We start from the raw sequence: 13,201 nt of genomic DNA on the forward strand, positions 1-13,201 counted from the left end.
GGCACGCGCCTGCCGCAGCCGCAGCGGCCCCTACTGCATCAGCCCCAGCACAGTTTCAATCGCGCTCATCAGTTCCTGCAGCCGCAGCGGCTTGCCGCACACGGCGTCGAAGCCTGACTCGATGGCCGCGCGGCGGTCCTGCTGGCGGGTGAAGGCGGTCAGGGCGATGGCTGGCGTGCGCGCCCGCGAGGCCACCGCCTCGCGGATGCGCACTTCGCGGATCAGGTCGTTGCCATCGCGGCCGGGCAGGCCGATGTCGCTGATGATGAGGTCCGGCGTGGCGGCCTCGATTTCATCCAGCGCGGTCTCGCAGTCGCGCGCGGTGCGCACCCGCGCGCCGTCGTTCGACAGGATGGCCGACAGCGCCGCCGCCGCATCGTCATCGTCCTCCACCAGCAGCACGTCCAGCGCGTTCAGCGGCACGCCCGGCTGGATCGCCGCCACCTCGGCGCGCTCGGCGCCCGGTTCGGGCGAGCCCGGCTCCACCAGCGGAATCGAGACCTCGAACATCGCGCCTTTGCCCTCGCCATGGCTGGCGGCATGCACCGTGCCGCCGTGCATCTCGGCCAGATGCTTGACGATGGCCAGCCCGAGCCCCAGGCCGCCGTGCTGGCGCCGGTTGGCGTCGTCGCTCTGCGTGAAGCGGTCGAACAGCAGCGGCAGGAAGTCCGGGGAGATGCCACGTCCCCGATCGATCACGCGCACGCGCAGCGTCTCGGCGTCTGAGCTGGCCTCCACGCGCACCGCGCCGCCCTCGGGCGAGAACTTGATGGCGTTGGAGAGCAGGTTCCACAGGATCTGCTGGAAGCGCGCCGGGTCCAGCCAGGCGCGGGGGACCAGCGTGGCCGGCAGGATCACGTCCAGCGCCACGCGCCGCTCGGCGGCCTGCGCCTGCATGCTGTCCAGCGCGCCGCCGATCACATCGGCGGGGTTGGTCAACTCGCGCTCCAGCTTCATCTTGCCGACGTTGAGCATCGACACATCGACCAGATCCGCCACCAGCCGGCGCTGGATCGCGATATTGCGCTCCACCGCCGCCAGACCGCGCCGGCCTTCCTCGGACGCCACATGGCGGCTCAGTACATGGGTCCAGACCGAGATCACGTTCAGCGGGTTGCGCAGTTCGTGCGAGAGGATGGCGATGAAATCGTCCTTCATCCGGTTCAGCCGCTCCACGGCGGCGCGCGCGGCCTGCTCGCGCTCGATCAGCTGCTCGCGCTGGCGCTCCAGCAGCACGCGGTCGGTGATGTTGGACACCACGGCCACCTTCACGCCGTTCTCCAGCACGGCCGAGATGCTCCATTCCAGGTGCATGGTCTCGCCCTGCGCGTCGCGCAGCGGAAACGCGCCCTGCCAGCCGTCCTGCAGGTGCTGGCCGGTGGCCTCGGCCACGCGCGCCACCCAGTCAGGCGGGGCGAAGGCGGCCACATGCTGGCCGATCAGCGCCTCCGCCGGGCGCTGCAACAGGCCCAGCATGGCCGGGTTCAGGTCGACGAAGCGCCCGTCCAGATCCAGCGTGCAGATACCGCCGATGGCCTGGTGGTAGATCGCCCGGAAGCGCGCCTCGCTCTCGCGCAGCGAGCGCTCGGCGGCGCTGGCGCGCAGCAGCGAGGAGATCGTGGCCACCAGCACGGCCGGCTCGGCCGGGTGGACCAGGTAGGCGCTGGCGCCAGCGTCCAGGCCGCGCACCTTGTCGTAGTCGGCCACGTAGGTGGCGGAGAGGTGTACCACCGGCACGGTGGCGGTCTCGGCGCGCTCGCGCAGGCGGCGGCAGACCTGAAAGCCGTCGATGTCCGGCAGGTTGACGTCGAGCACCACGGCGGAGACGCTGGTGTCGGCGCGTTGCAGCGCCTCCTGGCCGCTCTCGGCCTCGATGGTGCGGAAGCCGGCCGCGCTCAGCACGCGCACCGTGGCGTAGCGCGTGACCGGGTTGTCATCGACCACCAGCACCAGCGGCGGGGTGTCGCCCCTGCCGATGGCCGCTACGATGTGATCAGCCATGATGGTCTCCGGCAGGCGCGTCCGTTGGCACGGGCAGCGCCACCGGCACGGTCACGTAGAAGCGCGAGCCCACGCCGACTTCGCTCTCGAAGCCCACATGCCCGCCGAGCAGCTCCGCCAGTCGCTTGCTCAGCGCCAGCCCGAGGCCGGAGCCCCGGTAGCGCCGCTGCAGCGGGGAGTCGATCTGCACGAAGTCCTGGAACACCTCGCCGTGAGACTCCGCCGGGATGCCGATGCCGGTATCGCGCACGGAGAACGTGATGGTGTCGTCGCCGTCGCACACGGCCGAGACGCGGATCTCGCCGCTCGGCGTGAATTTCAGTGCGTTGGAGACGTAGTTGCGCAGGATCTGCGAGAGCTTGCGGTCGTCGCTGAACAGCTTGGGCACGTCGTGCGGGGCCTCGAAGATCAGCGACACCTCCGGGTTGGTCAGCACGGGCTTGAACATGCCGCGCAGGGCATCGAACAGCGCCACCATGTCGAACCAGGCCGGCGACACATCCACGCGGCCCGCCTCCAGCCGCGCCAGGTCGAGCAGGTCGTTGACCATCTCGGCGAACTCGGCGGCAGTGTCGCGCACGAACACCACCTGCTTTTCCTGCTCGGGGGTGAGCGGGCCGTCCACGCGGTCGATCAGCAGCCGGGTAATGCTCTGGATGGCGACGATCGGCGTGCGGAACTCGTGGCTCATATAGGCCAGGAAGCGGCTCTTCAGCTCGGTGGCCTGGCGCAACTGGTCGGCCTGGATGTCCAGTTCCGAGTACAGCGCCAGCACGCCGCGATTGGTTTCCTCAAGCTCGGCGCGCAGCGCCTCCACTTCCTGGGTGCGCGCCGCCAGCGCGGCCTGGAGTGCGGCGGGGTCGGTGTCGGGGGAGGCGGTCGGGTGGGTCGGGTGGGTGGGGTGGGTCATAGCGGCCAGTCTCACGGTGTCTTGCGGGGGCCCGGGGGCATCACCGCTGCGCGCGGCGAACCACCACGACGGTGGCATCGTCGCGGCCCCGGCAGAATTTCCAGAACACGAACGCGGCCACCAGCGACGGATCGCGCTGCAGCACGGCCGGGTCGTCCAGCCGCCAGCGCGACTGGATGCCATCCGAATGCACGATCAGCACGGCGTGCGGCGGCCACTCCACCTCCTGCTCCTGCACGGCCCGCATTTGCAGGCCGKCGGTGCCATTCTGGACCAGCAGCGTGCGGTCGTCGATGCCGGATATCACGCGCGCCATGACGTTGCCGGCGCCGGCATAGCGGATGCATTGGGCGCCGGCGTCCACGCGTGCGGCCGTCACGGCGGCGCCGCGCGTGGTGCGCAGCGCGCCGTGCGCCAGTTCCAGGTAGCGGCCGGGATGGCTGCCCCGGGCCCGGGCGAACACGGACAGCGCCACGGCGGCGGCTTCGGCGGCGTCGGGGCCGTGCCCCAGGCCGTCCGCCACCACCACGTCGGCGCGGTGGTCGTGCACGGCCACGCTCCAGCCGTCGCCGCTGACCGTCTCGCCCGGCGCGGCCACGCAGACCGCGCCCACGTCGAAGCCGTTGCTGGTGCGGCGCGCCGTGCCGCCAGCATCGCGCTCGCGGTAGAAGCGCGCCAGGATCAGCGTGCCCTGGCCGGGGCGGGTGTAGATGTCGAAGTCGTCGGCCAGCCGGCTGACCGCGCCGAGGCCCTGGCCTGCGCTGCCGCCGGTGGAATAGCCGTCCCGCAGGCAGGCCTGGAGGTCGGTCATGCCGGGGCCGTCATCGATTGAAATCAGCTCGATGGCGATGCCGTCGCCCAGTTGGCACGCTGCCACCAGCAGCCGGCCGCCTCGGGCGTGGTTGACGAGGTTGTTGCCCAGCTCGTTGACGGCCACGGCCAGCCGACCGGACTGGATGGCATCGAAGCCGTGCCGCCCGGCCAGTTCGGCGGCGGCGCGGCGGGCCTCGCCCACGCGGCTGCGGTCGCCCATCGGCACGGCGATGTGCGGGCCCAGGTTGTTACTTCCACCGAGTGATGCTGACACAGGTTCCCTCGCCAACTTTGGTTCTGATGGCGAACTCGTTCACCAGCCGTTTGCTGCCCGACAGGCCCATGCCCAGCCCGCTGCCCGTGGTCCAGCCGTCGACCAGCGCCTGTTCCACGTCCGGAATGCCGGGGCCCTTGTCCTCGAAATGCAGCCGCAGGCCCTTGCGGATGCCCTCGGCCAGCATCTCCCAGCGCATTTCGCCGCCGCCGCCGTACACCACGGTGTTGCGGGCGAGTTCGCTGGCCGCCGTAATCATCTTAGTCTGCTCCACCAGCGAGAACTTCAGTTGGATTGTCAGCGTGCGCACCATCGCGCGCGCATGGACGATATCGCGCTCGTCCTTGAGCGGGGCGCTGCCCGTATCGGCCAGCTCGGTGGCCACGGCAGGGGTGGCCATCTCAGGCCACCCGCGCGGCGGCGTCGAGCATCTGCATGCCGCGCTCCACGCTCAGGGCCGTCTTCACGCCGCCCAGCGAGAGCCCCAGCTCCACCAGCGTGATGGCCACGGCCGGGCGGATGCCCACCACCACCGTGGTCGCGCCGAGGATGCGGCTGATGTCCGAGATGCTCACCAGCATGCGGCCGATGAACGAGTCCACCATCTCCAGCGCCGAGACGTCGATCAGCACGCCATGCGCGCCGGTCTGGTCGATGGTGGAGGCAATGTCTTCCTGCAACATCAATGCGGTCTGGTCCTGCATGTCGATCTGGATCGTGACCAGCAGGTTCTTGCCCATCCGCAGGATTGGAATCCGTTCCATGGCGCCTCCGGGTTCAGGCGGCGCGGGTGACGGTGTGGCCGGTCATGCGCATGGCCGTGGCCAGCGCGTCCGCCAGCGTGGACTTGGTGATGATGCCCTGCAGGTCGATGCCAAGATGGACGATGGTCTGCGCAATCTGCGGCCGGATGCCGCTGATGATGCTTTCCGCGCCCATCAGGCGGATGGCCGTGACGGTCTTCATCAGGTGCTGCGCCACGAGGGTGTCCACGGTGGGCACGCCGGTGATGTCGATGATGGCCAGCTCGGAGCCGGTGTTCACCAGGCGCTCCAGCAGCGTTTCCATGACGATCTGCGCGCGGCTGCTGTCCAGCGTGCCGATCACGGGCACCGCCAGCACGCCGTCCCACAGCTTGATCACGGGCGTGGACAGCTCCAGCAGTTCGTGCTGCTGGCGCATGATGATGTCCTCGCGCGTCTTCTGGTAGGTGGAGACGGTCCACTGCGCCATGCGGTCCACGATGGACGAGGCGGCCCAGACCACCTCGATCTGGCCCTCCACCTCGCCGCGATGGCGCTGCAGGCCATCGAACAGCGGGCGCTTGAGCGCCAGCACGAAGCCGCTGGTCACGTCGGCCGTCTCGCCCTGCGCCGCGCGGGCGGCGGACAGGTGCGACAGCGTGTCCCGCAGGGTGGTCCAGGCACGGCTGTCGAAGTTGCTCGCGTCGGCATCCGCCGACAGGCCGGTGTCAAGCGCCTTGAGAATGGCGCGCTGCTCGGTCTCGAGGTTCTGGCTCAGGCCGCGGCCGCCCGTGTAGGTGTGATATTCGGCGGTCCAGCCGCGCAGGATGGTGTCCGGGTCCTCGCGCAGGAGGTCCGCTAGTCGCTGGTTTTCTGGGCGCATGAAGGTGTGAAAGATGGGAGGGATCGGGCAAGGAGGCGTCCGCGGCTGACCACGCCGCACGGCAGGACGTTKAGTCGATTCTAGGAGAGATTCCTAGTCGACACTATCGGCGCCCGGCTGATTGACGCCGTATGGGAAATCGGCATTCCGCTCTCTAAGTGATGCATTGGTAACTTTGTGAGAATGCGCCGACAGCCGAACGGGACACCCCACGCTGGCCGGCGCCGCCCCGGGCCGACTACGCTGGATAAGGATCGTCAGGTCGGGAGGATTTCCGTGGATTGGCTCGATGCGCTGCAATGGCCCGCGATGGCGGTGACGGTGGCCGCCACCTGGCTGGTCGGCAGCCGCGCGGCGGGCCGTCGCAAGGTGGGCTTCTGGGTCTTCCTGGCCAGCAACGCGATGTGGGTGGGCTGGGGTTTCCATACCGGGGCGTGGGCGCTGGTGGTGCTCCAGTTCGCGCTGGCCGCGCTGAACGTGCGGGGCATGGCGGAGGCCCGCAAGGCGCGGCGCGCGGGGCCGTCCGCTACCTGACGCCCCGCCTATATATATAGAGGGGGATGGATCCCGATGGCCGACCTGATCGTCGCGCGGCCGGAAGGGCTGTATTGCCCGCCCGGCGACTTCTATATCGACCCGTGGCGCCCCGTGGCGCGCGCCGTCATCACCCACGCCCATTCGGACCACGCGCGCTTCGGCCACGGCAGCTACCTCTGTGCCGCCCCCGGGCGCGGCGTGCTGCTGGCGCGGCTGCCGGGCATCGCGCTGGAGACGCTGCCCTACGGCGAAGCCATCACGCATCACGGGGTGCGGCTGAGCCTCCATCCGGCCGGACACGTGCTGGGATCTGCCCAGGTGCGGCTGGAACATGGCGGGCAGGTCTGGGTGGCCTCCGGCGACTACAAGGTCGAGGCCGACGGCACCTGCGACCCGTTCGAGCCGGTGCGCTGCGACACCTTCATCACCGAAAGCACCTTCGGCCTGCCGATCTACCGCTGGCCGACGCAGGCCGCGCTGATGGCCGAGATCTTCGGCTGGTGGCAGGCCAACGCGGCGGTGGGGCGGGCGAGCGTGCTGTACTGCTACGCCTTCGGCAAGGCGCAGCGCATCCTGCACGGGCTGATGCGTCATGCGGGCGCGGACGTGGCGCTGCCGGGGCCCATCGTCGTGCATGGGGCGATGACCACGCTGAACCAGGCCTATGCGGATGCCGGCGTGGCCCTGCCACCCACCCTGACCACGGCGGACCTGCCGGCGCGCAGCCCGGCCCTGCGCCGCGCGCTGGTGGTGGCGCCGCCGTCCGCGCAGCGCTCCACATGGCTGCGCCGCTTTGGCGAGGCCGCCGATGCCTTCGCCAGCGGCTGGATGCAGTTGCGCGGCACGCGGCGCCGGCGCGGCGTCGATCGCGGCTTCGCGCTGTCCGACCATGCGGACTGGCCCGGGCTCCTTTCGGCGATCACCGCCACGGGCGCGCCGCGCGTCATCGTCACGCATGGCAACGTGCCGGTGATGGTGCGCTACCTGTGCGAGCAGGGCTGGCAGGCGCAGGCGTTCCAGACCGAGTATGGGGACGACGCCGGGGACGATGACGAGCCGTCGCAGGAGACCGTGGAAACCCCGGTCGAAACCCCGGAGGCAGCCCCATGAAAGCCTTCGCCGACCTCTACGCGGCGCTGGACGGCACCACGTCCAGCAACGCCAAGCTGGCGGCGCTGGTCGATTACCTGCGCGCCGCGCCGCCCGAGGACGCCGCCTGGGCGGTCTACTTCCTGTCCGGCGGCAAGCCGCGCCAGCTCGTGCCGGTGGCGATGCTGCGCGAACTGGCCCGGCAGGCCGCCGCGCTGCCCGAGTGGTTGTTCGAGGAAAGCTATCAGGCCGTGGGCGACCTGGCCGAGACCATCGCGCTGTTGCTGCCGGCCACGCCCCACATCGACACGGCCGGGCTGGCCGAATKGGTCGAGCAGCGCCTGCTGCCGCTGCGCGGCCAGCCGCCGGAGGTGCTGCGCGAGCGGCTCGATGCGCTCTGGCGCCCGCTCGACGCGCGCGGGCGGCTGGTCCTGTTCAAGCTGATCACGGGCGCGTTCCGCGTGGGCGTGTCGCGGCTGCTGGTCACCCGCGCGCTGGGCGAGGTGGCCGGGCTGGACGCCAAGCGCGTGGCCGAGCGCATGGTCGGCTACACCGACATCTCGCGCCGCCCCGATGCCGCGCACTACCTCGCGCTGATCGCCCCGGACGATGCCGGGACGGCGGCGGGCGAGGGCGCCCTCGCCACCTTGCAGCGCGGCGGCCAGCCCTATCCGTTCTTCCTCGCCCATCCCTTGCAGGCCCCGGTGGAGGACTTCGACACCGTGCTCGGCGCCCCGGCCCGCTGGCAGGTGGAATGGAAGTGGGATGGCATCCGCGCCCAGCTTGTGCGCCGGGCCGGCGCCACATGGCTGTGGTCGCGCGGCGAGGAACTGATCACCGAGCGCTTTCCCGAGCTGGCCGAAGCCGCCGCCACGCTGCCGGATGGCACCGTGCTCGACGGCGAGATCGTGATCTGGCAGGACCGCCGCGTGCAGCCGTTCGCCTTGCTCCAGCAGCGCATCGGTCGCAAGACGCTCGGCGCCAAGCTGCTGCGCGAGGCGCCGGCCATCCTGATGGCCTATGACCTGCTCGAATGGCAGGGCGAGGACTGGCGCGCCCGCCCGCAGGCCGAACGCCGCGCGCGGCTGGAGCAGGTGATTGCCGATCACGTCCACCCGGCGCTGGAGCTGAGCGCGCTGGTCGATGCCGACAACTGGGCGCGCTACGCCACGCTGCGGGAGACCTCGCGCGAACTGGGCGTGGAAGGCTTCATGCTCAAGGCCGCCGACGCCGCCTACGGCGCGGGGCGGACCAAGGACGTGGGCGTCTGGTGGAAGTGGAAGATCGATCCCTACACCGTGGATGCCGTGCTGATCTATGCCCAGCGCGGCCACGGCCGGCGCGCCAGCCTCTATACCGACTTCACCTTCGCGGTCTGGAACGCCCCGCCGGGCACGCCGGAGCGCGCGCTGGTGCCGTTCGCCAAGGCGTACTCGGGGCTGACCGATGCCGAGATGCGCGCCGTGGACGCCATCGTGCGCAAGACCACCGTGGAGTCTTTCGGCCCGGTGCGCAGCGTCACGCCGACACTGGTCTTCGAACTCGGCTTCGAGGGGATTTCCCGCAGCGGGCGGCACAAGAGCGGCATCGCCGTACGGTTTCCGCGCATGCTGCGCTGGCGCACGGACAAGCCGATCGAGGAGGCCGACACGCTGGCCACGCTGGAGGCGATGCTGCCGGGCGCCGCGCGCGCGGTGCCGGCCGAGGATGCCGCATGAGCGAGGCCGCACCGTTCGTCCGCGCCCCGCCAGTGGCTGAGACGCTGCCGGCGCTGTTCGCGGCCCGMCACTGGCAGCCGTTCGATTTCCAGCGCGACGTGTGGGACGCCATCGCCCACGGCCAAAGCGGGCTGCTCCACGCCACCACCGGCACCGGCAAGACCTACGCCGCGTGGCTCGGCGCGCTGCTGGCCTTCGCCGAACCGCCGGCCCGGGCCGGCGCCACGCCGCCGCCGCTCACCGTGCTGTGGCTGACGCCGATGCGCGCGCTGGCCGCCGACACCACGCGCGCCTTGCAAGCCCCGCTGGCCGAACTCGGCCTCGACTGGACCGTGGGCCTGCGCACCGGCGACACCGGCAGCAGCGAACGCGCCGCGCAGGCGCGCCGCCTGCCCACGGCGCTGGTAACCACGCCAGAGAGCCTCTCCCTGCTGCTGACCCGCGCCGACGCACGCGAGGCGCTGGGCCGCGTGCGTCTGGTCGTGGTCGATGAATGGCATGAGTTGATCGGCTCCAAGCGCGGCGTGCAGGTGCAACTGGCGCTGGCGCGGCTGCGGCAATGGCAGCCCGGGCTGATGGTCTGGGGACTGTCGGCCACGCTCGGCAACCTCGACCATGCCAGCGACGTGCTGCTGGCCGGCCTGCCGGACGATCGCCGGGTGCTGGTGCACGGCCACACGCCGAAGACGCTGGTCATCGACACGCTGCTGCCGGACGCCGCCGGGCGCTTTCCGTGGGCGGGGCATCTCGGCCTGTCGATGCTGCCGCACGTGGTGCGCGAACTGGAATCCACCAGCACCGCGCTGGTGTTCCTCAACACGCGCTCGCAGGCCGAACTCTGGTATCAGGCCCTGCTCGATGCACGCCCCGAGTGGGCCGGCCAGATCGCGCTGCACCACGGCTCGCTGGACCGCGCCGTGCGGGATTGGGTGGAGGTGCATCTCAAGAACGGCGCGCTGCGCGCCGTGGTGTGCACGTCGAGCCTGGATCTGGGCGTGGACTTCCTGCCCGTGGAGCGCGTGCTCCAGATCGGCTCGCCCAAAGGCGTGGCGCGGCTGTTGCAGCGCGCCGGACGGTCTGGCCATGCGCCGGGGCGGGCGTCGCGCGTGACCGTGGTGCCCACGCACAGCCTGGAACTGGTGGAAGCCGTGGCGGCGCGCAACGCGGTGCGCGCTGGCCGTATCGAGGCGCGCGAGTCCCCGGACAAGCCGCTCGACGTGCTGGTCCAGCATCTGGTGACGGTGGCGCTCGGTGGCGGCTTCCGCGCCGATGACCTGCTGGCCGAGGTGCGCACCACCTGGGCCTATCGCGCCCTGAGCGACGAAGAATGGCAGTGGTGCCTCGACTTCGTGCGGCAGGGCGGGAGCACGCTGTCCGCCTATCCGGACTATCGCCGGGCGATGCCCGACGAGGCCGGCGTCTGGCGCGTGCCCGATGCCCGGCTGGCGCGCCGGCACCGCATGAGCGTGGGCACCATCGTCAGCGATGCCACGATGCAGGTGCGATTCTGGACGCGTGCGGGCAGCGGCGGGGCCTCGCTGGGCACGGTGGAGGAGGGCTTTATCGCGCGGCTGGCGCCCGGTGACTGCTTCCTGTTCGGCGGCCGGCTGCTGGAACTGGTGCGCGTGCAGGAGATGACCGCCTACGTGCGCCGCGCGGCCGGCAAGCGGCCCTCGGTGCCGCGCTGGAACGGCGGCAAGATGCCGCTTTCCACCGAACTGGCCGAGGCCGTGGTCGATACGCTCGAAGCCGCCCAGCTTGGCCACCTCGACCCGGCCAGCACGCCCGAACTGCCGCTGATCCAGCCGCTGGTAGACCTGCAGGCGCGCTGGTCGGCGCTGCCCACGCGCGGCACGCTGCTGGCCGAGACCCTCCATTCGCGCGAAGGCTGGCATCTGTTCCTCTATCCGTTTGCGGGCCGCTCGGTGCATTTGGGGCTGGGCAGCCTGCTGGCGTGGCGGCTCGGGCAGCAGGTGCCGGCGACGTTCTCCGTGGCCGTGAACGACTACGGGCTCGAACTGCTGGCCTCGGCGCCGCTCGACTGGGCGCACTGGCTGCCGCTGGTGCTGGCCGAGGAACGCCAGCGCGACCTGGCCGCCGACGTGCTCGGCAGCCTGAACGCGGGGGAGCTGTCGCTGCGGCGCTTCCGCGAGATCGCCCGCGTGGCCGGGCTGATCTTCCAGGGCTACCCTGGCGCCCACAAGAGCGCGCGCCAGTTGCAGGCGTCATCGAGCCTGTTCTACGAGGTCTTCCGCAAGCACGACCCGGCCAACCTGCTGCTCGGGCAGGCCGAGCGGGAGGTGCTGATGCAGGAGTTGGACGCCCACCGCCTGGCCGACACGCTGGCCCGGCTGTCCGCGCTGCGGCTCGATCTGCACGCGCTGAAGCGCCCCTCGCCGCTGGCCTTTCCGCTGGTGGTGGAATTCCTGCGCGAGAAGCTCAGTACCGAGAAGCTGGCCGACCGCATCGCCCGCATGCTGGCCGAACTGGAGGCGGCGGCGGGGCCGGTGGGGGATACCGTCGATGCTGATGCCGATGCCGCGCAGGTGGCCGAGGTGGCGCGCTTCGGCATGGCCGATCACGTCAAGTCAGGTGGCCGCAGTGGTGGAAGAAGCGGGGCCAGCGGTCGCGCACGTCGCTCGGGGCGCCCGCGCAAGCCATCGAAACCGCTCCCGCTGCTATGAGCCAGCCAGACGCCGCCACGTTGCATGCCTTCGGCGCCCAGGCCGTGGAAGTGGCCGGGGAGACGCTGTGGCTGCTGCCCGAGCACGCCATCTGGTGGCCCGGCGCGGCGATGCTGCTGGTGGCGGACGTCCACATCGGCAAGGCCGCCGCGTTCCGGGCGCTGGGGCAGCCGGTGCCGCCCGGCACCACGGCCGAGAACCTCGCCCGGCTGCACGCGCTGGCCGTGCGCTATCCGGCGCGGGAGCTGGTGTTTCTGGGCGATTTCCTGCACGCCCGCGCCGCGCGCACGGCGGCGGTCATCGTCGCGCTGCACGACTGGCGCCGGGCGCTGCCGGCCCGCGTGCGCTGCACGCTGGTGCGCGGCAACCACGACACCCACGCCGGCGACCCGCCGCCGGAACTCGGCATGACCGTGGTCACGGAACCGCTGCGGGCCGGCCCGTTCGCGCTGTGCCATATGCCGGGCGCTTCCCCGGACGGCTATGTGCTCGCGGGCCACCTCCATCCGGCCGTGGTGCTGCGCGGCAGCGGTGCCGACGCGCTGCGGCTGCCGTGCTTCGTACTGGGGGAGCATGGCGCGATCCTGCCGGCCTTCGGCGCCTTCACGGGCCATGCCACGATCCGGCGCGCGCCGGGGGACCGCATCTATGGGGTGGGCGACGGGCGGGTCTGGCCGGTGCCGCCGCGCGCCAGTTCGTAGTAGTGCGGGATGCGCAGCAGCGCGTAGTCGGCGGCAGCGAAGCGCACGGTGTTGCGGTCGCCGTCGAAGCGCCGCGTCTCCGTGAACACGGCCAGCGGGGCAGTGCGGCCCGGCATCCGCAGCACCCACGCGAAGCACTGCGTGCCAGCCGGGGTGTCGTCGGGCGCGTTGCCGTCGGCCACGCCCGTGTTGGCAATCGCCAGATTGGCATCGGCCAGACGCAGCACGCCGTGCGCCATGGCCAGCGAGACGGCCTCGCTGGTCAGCCCGTGGCGACGGATGACTTCCTCGGGCACGCCCAGCACCGAGGTCTTGATGTCGGGCGCATAGGCCACCACGGCGCAGCGCAGCACGTCGCCGCAGCCGGGCACCTCGGCAATGCGCGACGCGATCAGCCCGGCCGTGCACGACTCCGCCGTGGCCAGCCTGAGACCATGCCGCGCAAGGAAATGCGCCGTGTCCCGGATTTCAGGACTTTCTTTCATGTCGATGCCTTGTCGAGTGATGGCGTGGAGGGGCAGGTTTTGTGCCAACGCGGCTGGAACCGCCGGCCCTCTCCCCCGGCCCCTCTCCCGCAAGCGGGCGAGGGGAGCATACCGGCAGGCTTTGATGGGCCCCTGGTTTTCTCCCCTCTCCCGCAAGCGGGCGAGGGAGCACACCGGCAGGCTTTGATGGGCCCCTGGTTTTCTCCCCTCTCCCGCAAGCGGGCGAGGGGAGCACACCGACAGGCTTTGATGGGCCCCTGGTTTTCTCCCCTCTCCCGCAAGCGGGCGAGGGGAGCACACCGRCAGGCTTTGATGGGCCCCTGGTTTTTTCCCCTCTCCCGCAAGCGGGCGAGGGGAGCACAC

12 protein-coding genes are annotated in these 13,201 nt (G+C 71.1%); 5 read left to right on the forward strand and 7 right to left on the reverse strand.

Annotated features, from left to right (window positions below; all coding sequences use genetic code 11):
• Positions 1–30 precede the first annotated feature (30 nt).
• Genes AC1EJR_RS15220 through AC1EJR_RS15245 form a run of 6 tightly spaced genes read right to left on the reverse strand, consistent with a single transcriptional unit; the run spans position 31 to position 5,624 of the window.
• Positions 31–2,001 (reverse strand): hybrid sensor histidine kinase/response regulator, encoded by a 1,971-nt coding sequence (locus AC1EJR_RS15220; protein ID WP_477112925.1) that lies wholly within the window; start codon positions 1,999–2,001, stop codon positions 31–33.
• A complete protein-coding gene (locus AC1EJR_RS15225; protein ID WP_092293247.1) occupies positions 1,994–2,911 on the reverse strand; it encodes a sensor histidine kinase in 918 nt (305 codons plus the stop codon). Before AC1EJR_RS15225 ends, AC1EJR_RS15220 begins: the two co-directional genes overlap by 8 nt.
• Before the next feature lie 40 nt (positions 2,912–2,951).
• Entirely contained in the window at positions 2,952–3,998 is a 1,047-nt protein-coding gene (locus AC1EJR_RS15230; RefSeq protein WP_477147294.1) for an ATP-binding protein, read from the reverse strand.
• A complete protein-coding gene (locus tag AC1EJR_RS15235; RefSeq protein WP_177219884.1) occupies positions 3,973–4,398 on the reverse strand; it encodes an anti-sigma regulatory factor in 426 nt (141 codons plus the stop codon). The genes AC1EJR_RS15230 and AC1EJR_RS15235 overlap by 26 nt, the downstream gene beginning before the upstream one ends.
• A gap of 1 nt (position 4,399) precedes the next feature.
• Complete coding sequence (locus AC1EJR_RS15240; RefSeq protein WP_092293251.1) at positions 4,400–4,762, reverse strand: STAS domain-containing protein; 363 nt, start codon at positions 4,760–4,762, stop codon at positions 4,400–4,402.
• 13 nt (positions 4,763–4,775) lie between these two features.
• The gene (locus tag AC1EJR_RS15245; protein WP_092293253.1) at positions 4,776–5,624 is read right to left on the reverse strand and encodes an STAS domain-containing protein; all 849 of its coding nucleotides are present in this window, start codon (positions 5,622–5,624) and stop codon (positions 4,776–4,778) included.
• A gap of 276 nt (positions 5,625–5,900) precedes the next feature.
• Between AC1EJR_RS15245 and AC1EJR_RS15250 the strand changes: the two genes are divergently transcribed.
• The 5 genes from AC1EJR_RS15250 to pdeM are packed head-to-tail and all read left to right on the forward strand — an operon-like array spanning position 5,901 to position 12,353.
• The gene (locus tag AC1EJR_RS15250) at positions 5,901–6,158 is read left to right on the forward strand and encodes a hypothetical protein (RefSeq protein ID WP_092293255.1); all 258 of its coding nucleotides are present in this window, start codon (positions 5,901–5,903) and stop codon (positions 6,156–6,158) included.
• A 36-nt stretch (positions 6,159–6,194) separates the two neighbouring features.
• Positions 6,195–7,271 carry a ligase-associated DNA damage response exonuclease gene (locus tag AC1EJR_RS15255; protein WP_477112924.1) on the forward strand — a complete coding sequence of 359 codons (1,077 nt, stop codon included), beginning with the start codon at positions 6,195–6,197 and terminating at the stop codon, positions 7,269–7,271.
• Complete coding sequence (locus AC1EJR_RS15260) at positions 7,268–8,968, forward strand: ATP-dependent DNA ligase (protein WP_477147295.1); 1,701 nt, start codon at positions 7,268–7,270, stop codon at positions 8,966–8,968. The genes AC1EJR_RS15255 and AC1EJR_RS15260 overlap by 4 nt, the downstream gene beginning before the upstream one ends.
• The gene (locus AC1EJR_RS15265) at positions 8,965–11,652 is read left to right on the forward strand and encodes a ligase-associated DNA damage response DEXH box helicase (protein ID WP_092293261.1); all 2,688 of its coding nucleotides are present in this window, start codon (positions 8,965–8,967) and stop codon (positions 11,650–11,652) included. The genes AC1EJR_RS15260 and AC1EJR_RS15265 overlap by 4 nt, the downstream gene beginning before the upstream one ends.
• A complete protein-coding gene (gene pdeM, locus AC1EJR_RS15270) occupies positions 11,649–12,353 on the forward strand; it encodes a ligase-associated DNA damage response endonuclease PdeM (protein WP_441591019.1) in 705 nt (234 codons plus the stop codon). Before AC1EJR_RS15265 ends, pdeM begins: the two co-directional genes overlap by 4 nt.
• Here the strand turns inward: pdeM and AC1EJR_RS15275 are convergent.
• On the reverse strand, positions 12,299–12,838 hold the full coding sequence (locus AC1EJR_RS15275) for a CinA family protein (RefSeq protein ID WP_092293265.1): 540 nt from the start codon (positions 12,836–12,838) through the stop codon (positions 12,299–12,301). The genes pdeM and AC1EJR_RS15275 overlap by 55 nt on opposite strands.
• Between the last annotated feature and the right edge of the window lie 363 nt (positions 12,839–13,201).

This window comes from Cupriavidus sp. 05T42 (assembly GCF_056396345.1).

Coding starts and splice junctions, on each gene's coding strand:
- AC1EJR_RS15220 (WP_477112925.1), bottom strand. CDS start 2,001: ATGGCTGATCACATCGTAGCGGCCATCGGCAGGGGCGACACCCCGCCG.
- AC1EJR_RS15225 (WP_092293247.1), bottom strand. CDS start 2,911: ATGACCCACCCCACCCACCCGACCCACCCGACCGCCTCCCCCGACACC.
- AC1EJR_RS15235 (WP_177219884.1), bottom strand. CDS start 4,398: ATGGCCACCCCTGCCGTGGCCACCGAGCTGGCCGATACGGGCAGCGCC.
- AC1EJR_RS15240 (WP_092293251.1), bottom strand. CDS start 4,762: ATGGAACGGATTCCAATCCTGCGGATGGGCAAGAACCTGCTGGTCACG.
- AC1EJR_RS15245 (WP_092293253.1), bottom strand. CDS start 5,624: ATGCGCCCAGAAAACCAGCGACTAGCGGACCTCCTGCGCGAGGACCCG.
- AC1EJR_RS15255 (WP_477112924.1), top strand. CDS start 6,195: ATGGCCGACCTGATCGTCGCGCGGCCGGAAGGGCTGTATTGCCCGCCC.
- pdeM (WP_441591019.1), top strand. CDS start 11,649: ATGAGCCAGCCAGACGCCGCCACGTTGCATGCCTTCGGCGCCCAGGCC.
- AC1EJR_RS15275 (WP_092293265.1), bottom strand. CDS start 12,838: ATGAAAGAAAGTCCTGAAATCCGGGACACGGCGCATTTCCTTGCGCGG.